The organism is Euzebya tangerina (genome assembly GCF_003074135.1).
Classification (GTDB): Bacteria; Actinomycetota; Nitriliruptoria; order Euzebyales; family Euzebyaceae; genus Euzebya; species Euzebya tangerina.
Genome location: NZ_PPDK01000001.1, coordinates 235,251 through 250,096, shown reverse-complemented (window position 1 = coordinate 250,096; position 14,846 = coordinate 235,251). Strand labels below are relative to the sequence as shown.

14 protein-coding genes are annotated in these 14,846 nt (G+C 69.2%); 6 read left to right on the top strand and 8 right to left on the bottom strand.

What is annotated here, in order from left to right:
• Positions 1–120: 120 nt before the first annotated feature.
• Both C1746_RS01165 and C1746_RS01160 read left to right on the top strand, forming a co-directional pair.
• Positions 121–1,329, top strand: coding sequence for a GNAT family N-acetyltransferase (locus C1746_RS01165; protein ID WP_162867251.1), 1,209 nt, complete (start codon positions 121–123; stop codon positions 1,327–1,329).
• Positions 1,330–1,390: 61 nt separating this feature from the next.
• Positions 1,391–1,768 carry a cupin domain-containing protein gene (locus C1746_RS01160; RefSeq protein ID WP_116712880.1) on the top strand — a complete coding sequence of 126 codons (378 nt, stop codon included), beginning with the start codon at positions 1,391–1,393 and terminating at the stop codon, positions 1,766–1,768.
• 12 nt (positions 1,769–1,780) lie between these two features.
• Here C1746_RS01160 and C1746_RS01155 read toward each other — a convergent pair whose 3' ends face one another.
• Complete coding sequence (locus C1746_RS01155; protein WP_162867250.1) at positions 1,781–2,902, bottom strand: helix-turn-helix transcriptional regulator; 1,122 nt, start codon at positions 2,900–2,902, stop codon at positions 1,781–1,783.
• 192 nt (positions 2,903–3,094) lie between these two features.
• On the opposite strand from C1746_RS01155, the gene C1746_RS01150 reads away from it, so the two are divergent.
• Positions 3,095–3,556: a cupin domain-containing protein gene (locus C1746_RS01150; RefSeq protein ID WP_116712878.1), complete on the top strand. Its 462-nt coding sequence runs from the start codon at positions 3,095–3,097 to the stop codon at positions 3,554–3,556.
• A gap of 25 nt (positions 3,557–3,581) precedes the next feature.
• Here the strand turns inward: C1746_RS01150 and C1746_RS01145 are convergent, their stop codons facing one another.
• Entirely contained in the window at positions 3,582–3,743 is a 162-nt protein-coding gene (locus tag C1746_RS01145) for an Lsr2 family DNA-binding protein (protein WP_205711629.1), read from the bottom strand.
• A gap of 85 nt (positions 3,744–3,828) precedes the next feature.
• Here C1746_RS01145 and C1746_RS01140 point away from each other — a divergent pair, with 85 nt between their 5' ends.
• Positions 3,829–4,527, top strand: a complete 699-nt coding sequence (locus C1746_RS01140; protein ID WP_162867249.1) for a dienelactone hydrolase family protein — start codon at positions 3,829–3,831, stop codon at positions 4,525–4,527.
• A gap of 227 nt (positions 4,528–4,754) precedes the next feature.
• Here C1746_RS01140 and C1746_RS01135 read toward each other — a convergent pair whose 3' ends face one another.
• From C1746_RS01135 to C1746_RS01125, 3 genes are all read right to left on the bottom strand, one after another.
• A complete protein-coding gene (locus C1746_RS01135) occupies positions 4,755–6,437 on the bottom strand; it encodes an HNH endonuclease signature motif containing protein (RefSeq protein WP_162867248.1) in 1,683 nt (560 codons plus the stop codon).
• Positions 6,438–6,813: 376 nt separating this feature from the next.
• The gene (locus tag C1746_RS01130; protein ID WP_116712874.1) at positions 6,814–7,338 is read right to left on the bottom strand and encodes a GNAT family N-acetyltransferase; all 525 of its coding nucleotides are present in this window, start codon (positions 7,336–7,338) and stop codon (positions 6,814–6,816) included.
• Positions 7,339–7,376: 38 nt separating this feature from the next.
• Positions 7,377–9,032 carry a cell wall-binding repeat-containing protein gene (locus tag C1746_RS01125; RefSeq protein WP_116712873.1) on the bottom strand — a complete coding sequence of 552 codons (1,656 nt, stop codon included), beginning with the start codon at positions 9,030–9,032 and terminating at the stop codon, positions 7,377–7,379.
• Between the two features lie 556 nt (positions 9,033–9,588).
• Between C1746_RS01125 and C1746_RS01120 the strand changes: the two genes are divergently transcribed.
• Positions 9,589–10,098, top strand: coding sequence for an HNH endonuclease (locus tag C1746_RS01120; RefSeq protein WP_116712872.1), 510 nt, complete (start codon positions 9,589–9,591; stop codon positions 10,096–10,098).
• Positions 10,095–10,871 (top strand): endonuclease/exonuclease/phosphatase family protein, encoded by a 777-nt coding sequence (locus C1746_RS01115; protein WP_331334024.1) that lies wholly within the window; start codon positions 10,095–10,097, stop codon positions 10,869–10,871. The genes C1746_RS01120 and C1746_RS01115 overlap by 4 nt, the downstream gene beginning before the upstream one ends.
• 436 nt (positions 10,872–11,307) lie before the next feature.
• Here the strand turns inward: C1746_RS01115 and C1746_RS01110 are convergent, their stop codons facing one another.
• The 3 genes from C1746_RS01110 to C1746_RS01100 are packed head-to-tail and all read right to left on the bottom strand — an operon-like array spanning position 11,308 to position 14,778.
• Positions 11,308–12,093, bottom strand: a complete 786-nt coding sequence (locus tag C1746_RS01110) for a DUF6339 family protein (RefSeq protein WP_162867246.1) — start codon at positions 12,091–12,093, stop codon at positions 11,308–11,310.
• On the bottom strand, positions 12,090–12,983 hold the full coding sequence (locus C1746_RS01105; protein ID WP_162867245.1) for a hypothetical protein: 894 nt from the start codon (positions 12,981–12,983) through the stop codon (positions 12,090–12,092). The genes C1746_RS01110 and C1746_RS01105 overlap by 4 nt, the downstream gene beginning before the upstream one ends.
• Positions 12,973–14,778, bottom strand: coding sequence for a hypothetical protein (locus C1746_RS01100; RefSeq protein WP_162867244.1), 1,806 nt, complete (start codon positions 14,776–14,778; stop codon positions 12,973–12,975). The genes C1746_RS01105 and C1746_RS01100 overlap by 11 nt, the downstream gene beginning before the upstream one ends.
• Between the last annotated feature and the right edge of the window lie 68 nt (positions 14,779–14,846).

Sequence of the window (14,846 nt, the reverse complement as noted above, 5' to 3'; positions counted from 1 at the left end):
GGTCACAGACGACTCTTGGGCGGTGTGAGGCCGATGATGCCCCAGGAGTGGTCGATGTGTGCCAAACGCACCTCTGGGCCGGCGTCGTGGCCGAGGGTGACCTGGACGTACGCTCGACGCGTGAACGATGTCGAAGTCAGGCAGCTCGCGGAAGCCGACTACCCGGCGGCCTTCCAGATGCGGGTGGACGCCTTCTCCGCTGCCGGAGTGGTGGCGTGGCCGGAGGACGGGCAGCCCACCTACATCCCTGACGAGCGCCGCTTGGGTGCGTACGCCGACGGCGAGTTGGTCGGATCCTGCGGCGTGTGGCCCTTCGGGCAGTGGCTCGGCGGGCGGCGGGTGGCGATGGGTGGGGTTGGTGGCGTGGTCATCGCGCCCGAGGCCCGGGGTCGCGGCGTCGGCAGCACCCTGGTGCGCACGATGCTGCACGCCGAGCACGAGTGGGGTGATGCGCTCAGCTGCCTCTATCCCACCGTCCCCGCCTTCTATCGAGCGCACGGCTACGCGTTGGCCGGACTGCGATTGACGCGGACCATCAGGACGGCTGCGCTGCTGCAGCTCCCGCGTCCCGAGAACCCCGCTCGGCTGCGGCCATTCGACCCCGAACGGGACCTCGCCGCGGTCATCGAGCTGCTCGACGCGAGGAGCAGGACACATGGTCGGATGCAGCGCGACGAGCGGCGTCACCGGAACATGCTCGAGCAGGACGACGAGATCCGCTCGTGGGTGGCCGTCGAGGACGGGAACATCGTCGGCTATCTCCAGTGGGAACGGCGCGAGCCTGATCACGGTGATCGTTCACTGCGCAAGCTCGTGGTCGACGAGTTGGCCGCTGTGGACCAGGAGGTCTGGCTCACCCTGTGGCGGCTGGTCGGATCGGACGGGACCGAGGCGCAGTTCACCGAGTACCGGACCAGTCCCCACGACCCGCTGCTGGACCACGTCTCGATGCTCGAGTACGACGGCACCGATCAGGTGCAGCGCTGGATGGCGCGGGTCATCGACATCAGGGCTGCCGTCGAGCAGCGTGGCTGGCCGGCCGGCGCCGATGTCACGGTTCCCCTCCAGATCGACGACCCGATCCTGCGGCACAACAGTGGGGCGTATCACCTGATCGTGTCTCGCGGCAGCGCGGAGCTGGCGCCTGCCCGCCGGTCGGAGGGGACCGCCACGATGGACATCGGCGCCCTCTCGGCCTTGTTCACCGGTCATGTGTCGGCGCGGGCCCTCGCCGACCACGGCCGGCTGGGGGGTGGGTCGGCTGAAGACATCACCGCGCTGGACGTGGCCTTCGCCGGCCCGCAGCCCGTGATGTACGACTACTTCTGATTCCGTTGGGATCCGATCAGGATGTCATCGGGCGGGGGCGATGATGGACTAGGTTGTCGCCATGGCCGAGCCTGTCCGAGTCATCCGTGACGACGCCTTGGTGGAAGCTGATCCGACCTCGGGCATGGTCCGCCGCCGGGCCGTCGAGACGCCAGGACTGTGGGCCGGTCAAGTGATCACCGAGCCAGGCGTGACCTCGGGATGGCACCACCACGACACCAACGTCTCCTTTCTCTACATCGTCCGCGGAGTGCTGCGGTTCGAGTGCGAAGGGATTGCGGGACACGTCGACGCGATGGCCGGTGACTACGTCGAGGTTCCGGCGATGACCGTGCATCGCGAGTCCAACCCGGGCACCGAGCCGTCCCTGGTGATCATCGGCCGGTCAGGTACCGGCATCCCGACGGTGAATGTGGAGGAGGCTCCTCCCCCGCACTGAGTGGCGGTCACACTACGGCTGACCGGCGACATGCGTGGTGATGTCGGCGTTCGGCAGGAACTCCTCGTCGATGAAGAGCATGGTGAGCTCTGCCCGCGAGGACACGCCGGTCTTGTCGTGGATCCGCTTGGTGTGGGTCCGGACGGTGTGCAGGGAGATCCCCAGCCGCGTGGCGATCTGCTGGGCGGAGTCACCCCGCAGCAGCAGGCTGACGATCTCCTCCTCCCGGTCGGTCAGCTCGTAGGTGGCCAGCAGCAGCGGCCCGAGCTGGGACCGCCGTGTCGGCTCGAGGGTCAGGACCGTGTGTCCCATCCCGCCGGACTCGGTGCGCGTGCAGCTGCCGCGCAGGGTCATGCGGCGACCGTCGCGTAGCACGATGCGGGCGCGAGCCGGGGGTGCCTCCAGCCCTGAGGCGAGGAACCTCGCCCGAGCCCAGACAGCGTGGACGATGGCGTTGAGGAAGATCGCCGAGGAGGTACCCGCGTTCAAGGTCTCGGGAAGCAGCGCGAGGTTCTCCCGCGCGTCTGAGGTCATCGAGAGGATCTCGCCGACCTCGTCCAGGATGATGACCGAGGTGCCCTCGGGCAGTGGCTCGTCGCTGGCGGACGGGCGGGCGATGGCACGACGGATGCGACGGGCCAGCGCGGGGACCGCCTCGTCGATGACCGCGAGATCGGCGTCGGAGAAGTCGGGGGTGCCCTCGCCACGAGCCAGGTCGAGCATCCCGTAGCATGCCCCGCCGAGCGACAGCGGGGCCCGCAGTTCGGAGTCGAGCCCCAGACGGCGGTAGATCTCCCGGTGCCGTCGGCTGCGCTCGGGACGCCCGCCGGTGAGGCGGTGCAGCGTGGTGGCCCCCTCGCCGCGACGGTGCAACTCGGCGAAGGTCATGAGGTCGGGCCGCAGGTACTCCGCGTCCCAGTACGGTCCGCAGGACCACGGCGGCAGGCCGACGATGTGGGCCGCGGCGGTCGGCAGCAGCGTCGTCGGGTCGGCAGCGGTCATCGCTGCGGCATCGAAGTCGATCACCTCGCCGAGGACGGCGGTGCCGGCGCGGAGCACCTCCGAGACCGTCAGATCGCCGTCGAGGGTGGCCACTCGACCCGCGATGTGCTGCGCGGTTCTGCGGGGGTCCATGGCTGGAGGGTAGAGGGGCAGTGCGCGGGGTGGAAGGGCGGTGCCGTACCGAGATCTGGGTAGCAGCGGCGGTGTCGGGTCCCCGGATCTTGGGATGGTCTGCGTCGTCGCCGGCAGGTGTGATGAGTACCTGCCGCGGACCGAGCAGTCCCGCGGGATCCACGACTCGACCACGAGGAGCACGACTTGAGCATGCAGACACCCACCCTCCACGGCCCCGGCGAGGGTGAGCACTTCAACTTCCTGGGCAACCGCAACATCGTCCGGGCCGGCGGGAAGGAGACGGACGGTGGCATGACCGTCATCGAGTTCACCGGCGCGGCCGGGTTCGGCCCCCCGCCGCACATCCACCGCCGAGAGGACGAGATGTTCTACGTCCTGGAGGGCACGGCGGAGTTCTGGTGCGACGGGACCTCGGCGACCTACGAGGCGGGCGGCTTCGCCTTCCTGCCGAAGGGGTTGCCGCACCGCTTCGAGTGTGGGGCGGAGGGTGCGCGCATCCTGCAGATCACCACGCCGGCGCAGTTCGAGGACATGGTTGCGGACTACGGGCACCGCATCGGCGCCGACGAGGAGGTGGCTCCGGAGGCCCCCGACGTCCCTCGTCTGATCGAGGTCTGCGCGCGCTACGACATCGACCTGCTGCTGGACTGACTGGCTCGGGCGGGGGGCGCTGACCTCAGCCGTCGGCCGGCGTGTTGCGCGAGGCCTCGAAGGCGGCTCTGACCTGCGCTGGTATCCGTCCCTTGGCGGCGATCTCGAGACCCTCCGACACCGCCCAGGCCCTGATCTCGGCCGCGGTCGCTTGGCTGCTCGGGCCCGTGGCCCGGCTGATTGTCACGGTGGTACCCGTCAACTCCTAGATGACGCCCACGGCGGCCCGGTCCTCGCTCACGTGCGCGAGGGCCGTCTGGCATGCTCGGCCCATGGACCCCATGACCATGGACTCGGTGGACGTGAACGGCTTCGACTGTCTGCTGGGCCTGCCGCCGGGCGAGGACCCGGTGGCGGCCGTGATCGTGATCCACGAGGCGTGGGGCCGCAACGCCGACATCCGCGCCATTGGCGGGCGGTTCGTCGAGGCCGGGTACGCCACGCTGGTCCCGGACATGTACTCAGCCGGCTTCAAGCCGCTGTGCATCGCCCGGACGGTCGCCGACGTCTTCCGCCACGACGCCATCGAGGCAGCGGCATCGGTGGACGGCATGCGGGCGTGGCTGGCCACTCAGCCGGGGATTCGTGGTGACCGCGTCGGCGTCATCGGGTTCTGCCTGGGCGGGGCCATCGCGGTGATGTCAGCTGCGACCGGGGACTTCCAGGCCGCCAGCGTCAACTACGGCGAGGTGCCGACCGACACGGCCAAGCTCGAGGATATCTGTCCGGTCGTCGGCAGCTACGGCCGCCTGGACACGCGGTTGCTGGACAGCGCCGACCGGCTGCGGCAGGTCCTCGCCGAGCAAGGCGTTCCGCACGACATCGAGGTCTACGAGGGTGCCGGACACAGCTTCCTCAACGACGCCATGCCCGAGGTGTTGACCAAGCGCATCGCGAGCATCGGCTACGCCCCGGACCAGGCGGAGGATGCCTGGCGGCGGATCCTCGCCTTCTTCGACCAGCACCTGTAGCGCCTGTCGCCACGGCTGCGCAGTAGGCAAGGGCCAGGACGGCGATGGACAAGGCCGGGGCGGTGCGGGTGTTATAGCCCTCCCGTAGGTCCTCGAGGATCGCTCGGATCGAGTCGGTGTGGGTCCAGCTGCGCCTGGAACGATCCCGACGTCTGCCTCGGGCGGCTCCGTCGGCCCCCAACTGGACAGGGACAGCCCTGGGCCCCCACCGACGGGTGGGGGTCGGGTCAGATCGGTAATCGCTCGCGCACGGCGGCACGTCTGTCCGACCCCGCCCTACGGCTGCCGTCGGCGTGCCTCCGATCGATCGTGGCCGCGCCGGGCGGGTGCTCGTTGCCGACGCGTGCGGGTTGCCTCTCCGGCTGGCGTGGCGTGGCGAAGGTGACGTGTCGGGTGGTCGGCCTGCCTCGCCCGTGCCGGGTCAGGCTGACGGTGAGCGTGGCGTGGTCGTAGGTGAGGTCATGATCGGGCCGGTGGGTGATCGTGTGGTGTCGGCGGCACAACGGGATCCCGTTGGCCAGGTCGGTGTGGCCGCCCCGGCGCCAGTAGGTGACGTGGTGCATGTCGGTCCAGCCCATCGGCCGGCCGCACGCCTCTTGGTCGGAGACTGGGAACGCACAGCCGCCGAACGCAAGGGCGGCGGCGCGGTACTGCGCCACGCTCCACTGGCGGGTCTCCCGGCCGACGTCGAGTACCTGTCCGGTGGCGTTCAGGATCGCCCGGGTCAGACCGGCGTCGCAGGCGATCCGGCGGAGCGTCTCGGGTGAGAGCTTGTGGCCGTAGGTCGTGGTGGCCGCCCGATCCTCCTCCCCTGTCACCGTCTCGATCGAGGCATGGAGGGTCAGGTGGGGCTTGACGCCCTGGGTCGTCCCGAGGTCGCCTGCGCGCAGGCTGGCACCCACGACGTCGATGAAGGCGTCGGCCTGGCGCTGCTCCGTGGTGCGGCACTCCGACGCCGGGGTGGTTGGGCTGTCGAAGTGGGTTGCTGCGCGGAGCGCGGCGAGGACCTGCTCGTAGGCCTCGACTGGGAGGCTCGCGTGAAGGGTGCCCATGCCCGTGACCCGGTCGATCCAGTGTCGGACGGAACGGCGGGAGAACTGCTCGCGCTCGGTGCGGGCAAGGGCCTCGGCATCCTCGGCGCGTCGCTCCCGACCCGTGCGGCGGACGTCATCAGGGGAGTGGCCACCCGCGGCCAGATCGGTCAACTCGGCCGCACGGTCAGCGATGGCCTGGTCGGCTGCGGCATCGCGTGCGGCTTCCTCGCGGGCTGCCTGCTCGGCGAGCTGTCGTTCCCGATCCCGTGCGGCTCGGCGGAGGGCCTCGGCCTCGGCGGCGTCCTGGGCTTTCGCGGCGGCGCGCTCGGCGGCGGCCTCACGGGCTCGTCGTTCCTCCTCGAGCTGCTGGCGGCGGGCATGCTCGGCGTGGTCGTGGTCGCGTTGCTGCTGTGCCAGGGCGGCCACGACACCGGTGGCGTGCTCGCGGGACACCCGACCGGCCTCGAGCTGGGACAGCAGGTCTGGTTGGCTCAGCAAGTCATGTGCGAAGCGCGACTCCCTGGCGGCGGTCGCGCCGGTGAGGCGCAGCTTGTCGGCGATCCAGGCGACATCTGAGGTTGCGCCGTCCCGCTCGGCCAGCCCGTTCTCGTCAGCGGCCACGATCGCCCTGGCCTTGGCTGTCGTGGTGGCGGCATCGATGTGGCCGAGCCCGACGACGACCGACTCGATCAGGTCGGCATGCAGCTCGGAGCAGTCGACGGAGGTCAGCCACCGGTTGATCTGCCGGAGCCCGCGCAGGACGGTGCTGATGCCCGCGATCGGCTCGGGTTCCATCGACGTTGAGACGGCCGAACCGGGCGTGTCGACCGACCGCACGTCGGCCAGTTCCTCACCCCTCTCGGCAGTCCTCAACATCCAAACAAGTGTACGAGATACCTGTGACATGGCGCCCTTGTTATCCACAAGCCGTCATGTCCTGCCCGCTTCAACGCCGGGCCTCAGTAGCAGCGCCGGTCCGACACCTCGCTTGCGGAGGTGTTTGTGCCCGACGCCGTCGGCATGAGCCGCCCCGCGCGAAGCGACGGTCGACCAGCTCTTCCCGACGCACGCCTCGCAACCGGAGGAGAAGGGGTTCGATGATCGCCCCCCGACCGCCGAGACCGGTGGGTACGTCGATGTCGTGACCATTGATCTGCCAGCCTGGTGCGCGGCATGTCGCGATGGAGATCCTCTCCCCTCGACGTCCGGGACTGACCGCGGACCGGGTACCCCGGGGAGGCCGCACCACCCGTCACGGTGTCGGCGGACCCAGGTGCGGGGCCGCAAGCGGCCAGGCGTTGGCGACCCAGACCGGGACGAAGGCGTCGAGGGCCGCCTCGACCTCGGTCCCGACGCACCGGTCGACGACCCACCAGGAGATCTCCGCGTCGGTGCCGGGCCGGACGGGTGGGTCGATGTAGAGGCACCCGAGCAACTCGGTCTCGCCCTCATCGAGCAGCGCGTAGTTGAAGGACTCGTGCGCCGCGATCTCGGCCTCGTGGCGGGCGAGGTCCTCGCGGTCGGCCTCCACGGTCATGGTCGGTGGCGGCCAGCCCCACGCCTCGCCGTAGATCGACCACAGCCGCGCCTGGGAGCCCATGACCGCGGGGTGGTCGATCTCGGTGTCGGCGGCGCGGATGGGTCGCAGGTGGAGCCCGGTGGGTCCCGAGCCGTCGGCGGCGGGCAGCGGCACGTGGACGGGGTGGACGAAGTCGGCGGGCAGCCAGGGCCGGCCGTTTGCTGACGGGCTCGTCGTCTTGGTCTCCTCGGTGCTCATCAGAGCCTCCTTCGCAGTGTTGGATCGTGGGGCCTGCGCTACTGCGCCACGCCGATCAGTTGATCGTCGCTCACCAGGTCGGTGCCGCCGAACCCGATGATCTGTGTGCGGCCGATTGTTCGGGCGGCGTCGAGGACGGCCGGGGTGATCGTCGCGGGCGGGTTCTCGACCCCGAGTTGCGGTGCCCCGAGGGCTGCTGAGACCACCGCTGCGGTGAGGGCGGGCTGCCACCCCTGCTCGTGGCGGACGTTGACCACCACGACCGAGCCGGTGGTCAGCCCCTCGGCGTGCCACAGGTCGCGGGCCATGGCGGCCGAGGTCTCGGTCCGTTCGGCGCCGGACACGCGTCGGGTGGGGACGCCCAGTTGGCTGGCGACGGGGGAGGAGACCGCGGCCTCGCCGCCCAGGATGATGGCCTGGGTGATCCTGTGGTCGCGGACGAACCCCGCGGTGTCGGCGTTCAGGGACGTCGAGGGTGTCAGCATGATCGGTCCGCGGACCCCAGCCAGTGCCGCGCCGGCCAGGGCGTCGGGGAACCGGTCGGCGGTTGCCAGCACGACGCGGTCGGCTGCGCCGTCCTCGAAGATGGCCGCGAAGGTGGTGATGGCCTGTCCGATCGGGTCGGCGGCGCCGCCACCATCCAGGCGGCTGATCTCCACCTCGCCCGGGTCCACCGGACCAGGGCCGGGGTCGACCGGACCACCGGGGCCAGGATCAACCGGACCACCGGGACCAGGATCGACCGGACCACCGGGGCCTGGGTCCACCGGGCCTCCGGTCGGGTCGAACGCGGCCGACGACCAGCCGACGTCCGTCGCCCCTTCGGCGATCTCGATGAGCTCCCCGGCGCCGCACGGCTCGAGGCTGATCTCCGTCTGGACGAGGAGCCGTGCGGTCTCGGCCTCCGCCTCCACCGGGCGTTCGGTGTAGGCCACCGCGCTGGCGTCCGGAGCGAGCGCGACATCGTCGAATGCGACGACGTCCTCGTCGCTGAAGATGAAGCAGTCGGGCGTGGTGGCCGGTGCCAGCGGCGGCCCGGAGAACTGGTGGAACTCGATCTGGGGGAGGCGGGAGACCCCGAGGTCGTCGACGTCGCCGTAGTCGCAGCCCGCCAGCGCGAGCACGGAGCCGTCGGCGCTGAATTCGAGGTCGCTCGCGTCGAGGAGGCCGCGGTCGAACCAGTCGGTCGCCATCTGGTCGCCGGGTCCGAAGCTCGCCAGCCCCGACACGACGACGGTGTCGGTGCCGGGGAAGAAGGTCAGGCCGTGCTTCTGGACGACCGAAGCGACCCGCCCCGACCCGTCGGCGGCCTCGATGGCGTGGAGTCGACATGAATCGATGTCGCCGTCCGGCTGGCTGCACACCTCGATGGAGCTGTGGGCGACCAGGCGACCGTCCTCGGAGACCTCGAGGTCGTAGATCCCGCCGGCAAGCAGCGACTCGGGCTCGATCGTCCTCAGGACCGCACCGGCCTGGGTCAGGCGCACGAGCGTGCGATCGTCGGAGACGGCCCAGATCGTCCCATCCTCCGCCATGCTGGGGGTGCTCCAGCCGCCGTCGTCGGTGACCTGGTGGGTGGCCGAGTCGTCCGGCCTCGCGGTGACCACGTTCCCGTCCTGGAGATAGACGAGCGTCCCTTGGAGCCCTGGTGGGGGCTGCGCCACTGCGGGGGTGGTCGGGAGGAGAGCGATCACCAGGGCGGCGATCAGGCTCCACCGGGTTGCGGGGGTGGTTGCGCATCGTGGGTGCTCCAATCTTGGGCTCGGGTGATCGGCGGAGTGCCTGCCTGTCTGCCGCAGTTTGGCGAGCGGACCCGGCGGGTGAGGGGGACGGTCGGGGCTTGCAACGGGTCTGCAACTCCCGGCCGGTGGGCACCTGTGCGCGGCTGGACTGACGTGGCGCCGCCGACGGTCAACCTGGTACGCCTGGTCGATCTGGCGCGGATCCCCACCAGCGAGGTGGACGCGGTCGTCGCATCTTTCGACGACGCCGTCTACGGGAGCAGATGGAGGACGTCCTGTGCCGCTACTCCGCTGGACCGGTTCTAGAACGTCGGATCCGAATCGGTGGAGTTCCTGTACCACTGGAACCACACCTCGCTGACGAGGGCGAGGATCGCGGCCGACCGGGGATGGAAGCAGCCACAAGTGTCTTCGTCGAGGGCGCCGCCAGGTAACTACTGCAGTTCGGGGCGGTCATCAGGCCACTGGTCCGGCGCAAGCTGGTGAGGAGGTCGCTCGGTACTCCCACGTGGATGTCCAGACCCAGCGTCTCCATCGCCGACTGTTCCCGGCAACCCGCTTGGTCTTCGCCAGGCCCGTGGCGGAGGTGCTCTACGAGATCCAAGGCGGGCGCTGCCTGTACTGCCCCGGCTCGACGCCTCTCCGCACACCCGGGACCGGTCAGGTCGATCACTTCGTGCCCTGGTCTAGGTTCTCCAACGACGCCTTCGAGAACCTGGTGCTGGTCCATCCCTCCTGCAACGGATCGAAGAACGACCGGTCCGCATCCGGACAGCACACAGAGGCCTGGGCCGAGTTGTACGGTCCGCGCATGGAGCGGGCGGTGCAGCTGTCCGACGAGGGCGTGTTCACGGGGGACCCGAGCCGGACCTTCGGGCTCCTCCGCACCAGCTACGACCTGCTTCCCGAGGGTTTCCCGCTGTGGGATGGGCGCAAGGCGGCTCCGAACCCGTTCGACGAGGGGCAGCGGGAGCAACTCGACGCCGCCGTCGTCCACATCGCCTCGCTGCTGCCATGAGAGGATCCGATGGACGCGACAACAAGAGAGAAGCTGGTCGAGACGTGCGACTGACGACATGGAACTGCTGCCAGGGGACCGACAGGAGGGTGCCGATCATGCTGGACCGGCTGCGTCCTGACATTGCGGTGGTTCCCGAGTCGTCGGCAGCGCCGTCGATCGCCGCGGACTCCCTGCTCGGTCCAGCTGTGCCACACGCTTGGACCGGCACGTACCCACAGAAGGGGCTCGGGATCTTCGCGCCAGCGGCCATCCGGATGGAGGTCGTCCGGCCGGCAGCTGGCGAGGGCGAGTACGGCCTCGGCGTCCGGCTTGAACTCTCTGAGGCCGAGCTGGGGGTCCTCGGGATCGTCACGGTGCCCCTGCACGGCACCGGACATCGCACCCCGTACATGGGCGCGCTGGTCAACATCCTCCAGCGTCACGAGCACATGTTCGAGGCGGGCGACGTCGTCGTGGCGGGGGACTTCAACTGCTCGGGACAGACCGACCCCGAGGCCTTCCCAGAGCTGCTGAACGAGATCTGCGACACCTACGACCTGACCTCGGCCTACCACTCCGCGACGGGGGAGGCCGTCGGCGCCGAGACGCTTCCAACCCTGTGGTGGCGACACAAGCAGTCCGACCCGTTCCACGTCGACTTCGTCTTGGTCCCCCGGGCGTGGGTGGTGGAGCACGTCTCGGTGGGATCGTTCGAGGAGTGGTGTGCGTCCGGGGTGGAAGCGCGCAGTGACCACGCACCGGTGACGGTCGACGTCGCCGTCCGAGACTAGCTGGACTGGTGGTTTGGGGCTGGTCGTCCAACCCGACAATGTCGACCTCCTCGGCGGCGGGTATGGATCGGCGCAGGTTGGCGCCACGCCTCGCGGAAGGCCTTCGGGCGATCAGCCCACTGGGTTGACGCGCTGCGCAGGGCCACTTCGAGGCTCTCGGCGAAACTGGACGTGCTTGAGACAATGCGGCCGACGACCAAGGTCAGGCCGGGCAGGTTTGAATGTCCAGACGCCGGGCGGGCCCGATCTGCGGATACAGGACCCTCCAGCCGACCATGGCCGCGGACCCTTGGACGCTCAAGCATGGACCTACTGATGCTTCTGGTCACTGGCTGCCTCCCGTGCCTCTATGCGCCCGTCGGCACCCGCCAAACGCGATCCTCTACGGTCCTGTCGACATGCCCATGAGCTCTGCGAGGGTGGGCGAGGCGCGCAGTCAGTCATAATCCACAGCCGCCTCGACACAGCGGTCGACCGCATCCACGATGTCCCGCTCGTCGAGGAAGGCCAAAGGTCTCAGCACGTTGAGGGTGCGGAGCCGCGGGAGCGCAGCCGCGCAGTGGGCCGTGCGCCCGAGGCCCGCCTTGCCGTAGGAGCTCCTCGGATCCTCGTGGAGCTCGATCAGTCTGGCAAGGATCGTGCGGGCCACCCGGGGGTCGTTGCCGAAGGCCGGGCGCTCGAGCACATCTTGGAACTCCTGCTCGTTGGCGTTCCGGGCGACGTCCTCGCCGAGAACCTGCACTCGATACAGGGCAAGGCGCAGCCCGTTGCGCAGACCCATCCCGAAGCGGGACCACTTGCGAGGACTGGACGGCACGGCACCGTCCCGTCCAGTCTCGGGCCAGCCCCACCGGTGAACGACCAGGTGGGGAACGAGCGCCGAAGCCAGCCACGCGTGGACGTTCGGATGGCGGCCCTCCGCATGCTCTCCGAGGCGCTGGAGAAGCTGGAGCCCCAGCTCGGTGTTCCAGTCTGCCTTCCGCTTCTCCGACTCAAGAGCCCCGGGGAAGCCGAAGGCGTCCGCTGCCCAGTCGGTCAGCTCGCTGCGGAGGCCGAGCAGCGAGCTGAGCTCCGCTCGTGGAGCGGAGACCGCTGCCCATGTGACATCCGCTAGCGTCTCGGGAGGGAGCTGCTCCAAGGCGGTGACCGGCTTGCCGTGCATTCCAGCGAGCCGCCTCACAACGTCATCGATGGTGTAGCGGGGCAGAAGCGGGCTGCTCACCAAGCACCGTCCGAAAAGATCGACCAGAGAGCGGTTTCGAAGACAGCGGGCTGCTCCAGCATTTGCCTCGCTGACGAGCTCCACGATCCACCGGTCCCGGCTGCGATGCCGAGAGCCAGCGCAGCGAATGTGTCGTCGTCGAAGTCCTGTGGCTCTGGCTCTGGCAGGAACCTGGCCGCCACCTGTCGCAGCATGTCGATGCGCATTGCCTGTAGCAGCGCGGACGGTACCTTGCCGACTTGGCCGTCGAACCGTTGGTCGATCAGGCGAGCGTTTAGCTGGATCGTGATGTTGTTCGCTGCACGGTCCTGCATCTCGGCTTCGATGTCGATGTCGATGTGCCAGAGCCCTGCTCGACACTCCGGTGGCAGGCTTCTGTCGAAATTGGTGAGCACGACTGGAACTCGGAACTCATCACCCTCGATGACCAGAACGCGTCCGCCGAGGTCGTGGCGGTCGCTCCACGCATCGGACCAGATGACGCTGCCGACAGGCGGATCGGACTGCGCAGCTGCTGTCAGGACGACACACGTCTCAAGCTCGACGCTCCCGGCGACCGCACCTGGAAGCGTGATGGTGAGATCCTCGAGGACTAGAACCGGATTAGGACCGCCATCATGGACTCCGGCCAGGTTTGCCTTCTGGCAGTACCAGCGAGCGGTGAAGCCGAATCTTGCGGCGGCGCTGAGCCCCATCTCACGCCGAAGCGCGCGCTCGTCGAGCACCGCTTCTCGCATCAGCATGATGTCGGCGCCGGGGGCGCAGTCGTCGCCGTCGAACTCCTCCAAGGGCTTAGCGACCGGCGCTGTCACCTGCCAACCGCTGATGACAGCCCCACCGGGGGCCGAAACGGCAGAGGCGCACCACTCCGGGCGGAGCTCAACCGCCATCTGATACCTCCTCGACCCTCACGCGCGGCAGGACAGTGATCGGTTGGGTGACGCTGAGGCGCAAGTCTGCCTCCTCACCTGGGTCGTCGAGTCGCAGCACCGGACCGTCGACCTCGCCGTCGGGTCCGACCCAGCTGAACTCGACGATGTCGCTGATGTCCATGCGTCCTTGGCTGTCACGACCGACGGCAGATGCGAGAAGGACCACGGGTCCGGTTCCGCCCTCGACTGTCACAAGGAGCTCGTGGTCCGTGCTGGACCGCCGGCTGACGGTGGACCGGTGCTCCACGACGGCCCGCAGATCTGCCGACCCACCGCTGCCGCTGCCGCCTCCCCCTTCGTCGTTGCGGCCGCCTCCCCAGCCCGCGCCCAAGAGACCCCGACTGATCTGCGCCGAAGCAGCCTGGGTATCACCAGCCTGCGCTTCGGAGCCGACACCTGTCCGGAGTGACCGGAGGGCCTCGTTGATCCGAGCGACGGTCAGCTTGGCGTAACGCGAGCCGTACTTACCTGCGGTCTCGGCGCGGACCTGCTGATGGCGCCAGTCGTCGTGTGCGGGGGGTTCCGCCGCTGTTAATGCACGTTCGACCTCTTCATCGTCTGCGGACAGGAAGACGCCGGCGTGGGCCCCGTGCTCGCCGGCCATCTCGTCTGGCAGGTCGAGGTACTTGACGAGCAGGAGGGGCTTGCGGCGGATGAGTGCGACGTGACCATGCGGGCCGGCGTCGAACGGAGCGGGGGATGCGACGTCCTGCTCGGGGTCGTCGGGGTCCTCCGTGCCGGTGACGTCGTCGGTGACGTGGTAGGCGTTCTCGGTTATGGCCTTGCGGATCCGGAGCCATCCGAGCTGCTTTCTCGGGCTGCCGCACTCTATCCTGTGGTCCGATGCGGGCCTGTCCTCGCGTGGCGAAAGGGCGCGGCCAGCGGCAGCGTGTCGCAGCGCGTGGACGTAGGGCTGGAGCTCCGGATCGTCGTCGGGATCGGGGATGTCGAGATCGGCTCCCTGCCAGCTCACGGCGACGGCCATGTCAGACGGGCCGTCGGCATCGCGGATCCCACGCGTGAACTTCGGCCAGACCTGCCACCTGGCCGCATCGCGGATGCGGCTCATCGCGGCGGGACCGCTGCCCGCGAACCGCGGTGCCAGGATGACAACGCTGGTACCAAAGCTCCCGTCGGGGTAGTCCGGTAGCTGCATGTCGATAGCGAAGCGGCGTGCCTCTGCTCCGGTGACGGGCTCGATCAGATGACGACCGGCCGTGCCGGACAATCGGCCAGCGAAGTGGCGTCCTGTGTACTGCCGGCCCTCCTCAGTGAAGTCCGCTCCGTGCACAGCCCCGATCACGCGATCGACAGGGTCGCCATCCTCGTCTGTCGTGCGCGAGTGGACCAAGATGGTGCCGCACAGACTCGAGCGCCAGAGAACCGACTTGCCGATGCCGTACGAGCCACCGTCCCCCTCGCCGACCGCTGCTCGTGGGCGGCCGGTGTTGCGGATGAAGTAGGCGAAGCGCTGGACACCGTCGGGCCAGGGACGTCCGCTCCGCACCGGCTTCCAGTCGACCCCGGCACGCGTAGGGCCTGAAAGACCGACGGTCCAGCGGTCGGAGATGATCAGCACTTGCGCGGACGTCCTCGTGGCATCGAGCACATCGGCCGGATGGCGCAGCCCTACGCTGCCGTCGTCACGCCCGCGGTCGAAGCCCCCAAGATCGCCGACGGGCAGGAACCGCCGTAAAACGTCCAGTTCCGATCCCGAGGCGGTGCGCCCATCAGCCCGCCATTCCACAGGCACGCCAGCGGGTCTGTTGTGATCTTGCGCGTCCCAGCTGTTCTGAACCGTCTCGCGCACTAGGAGCGAGG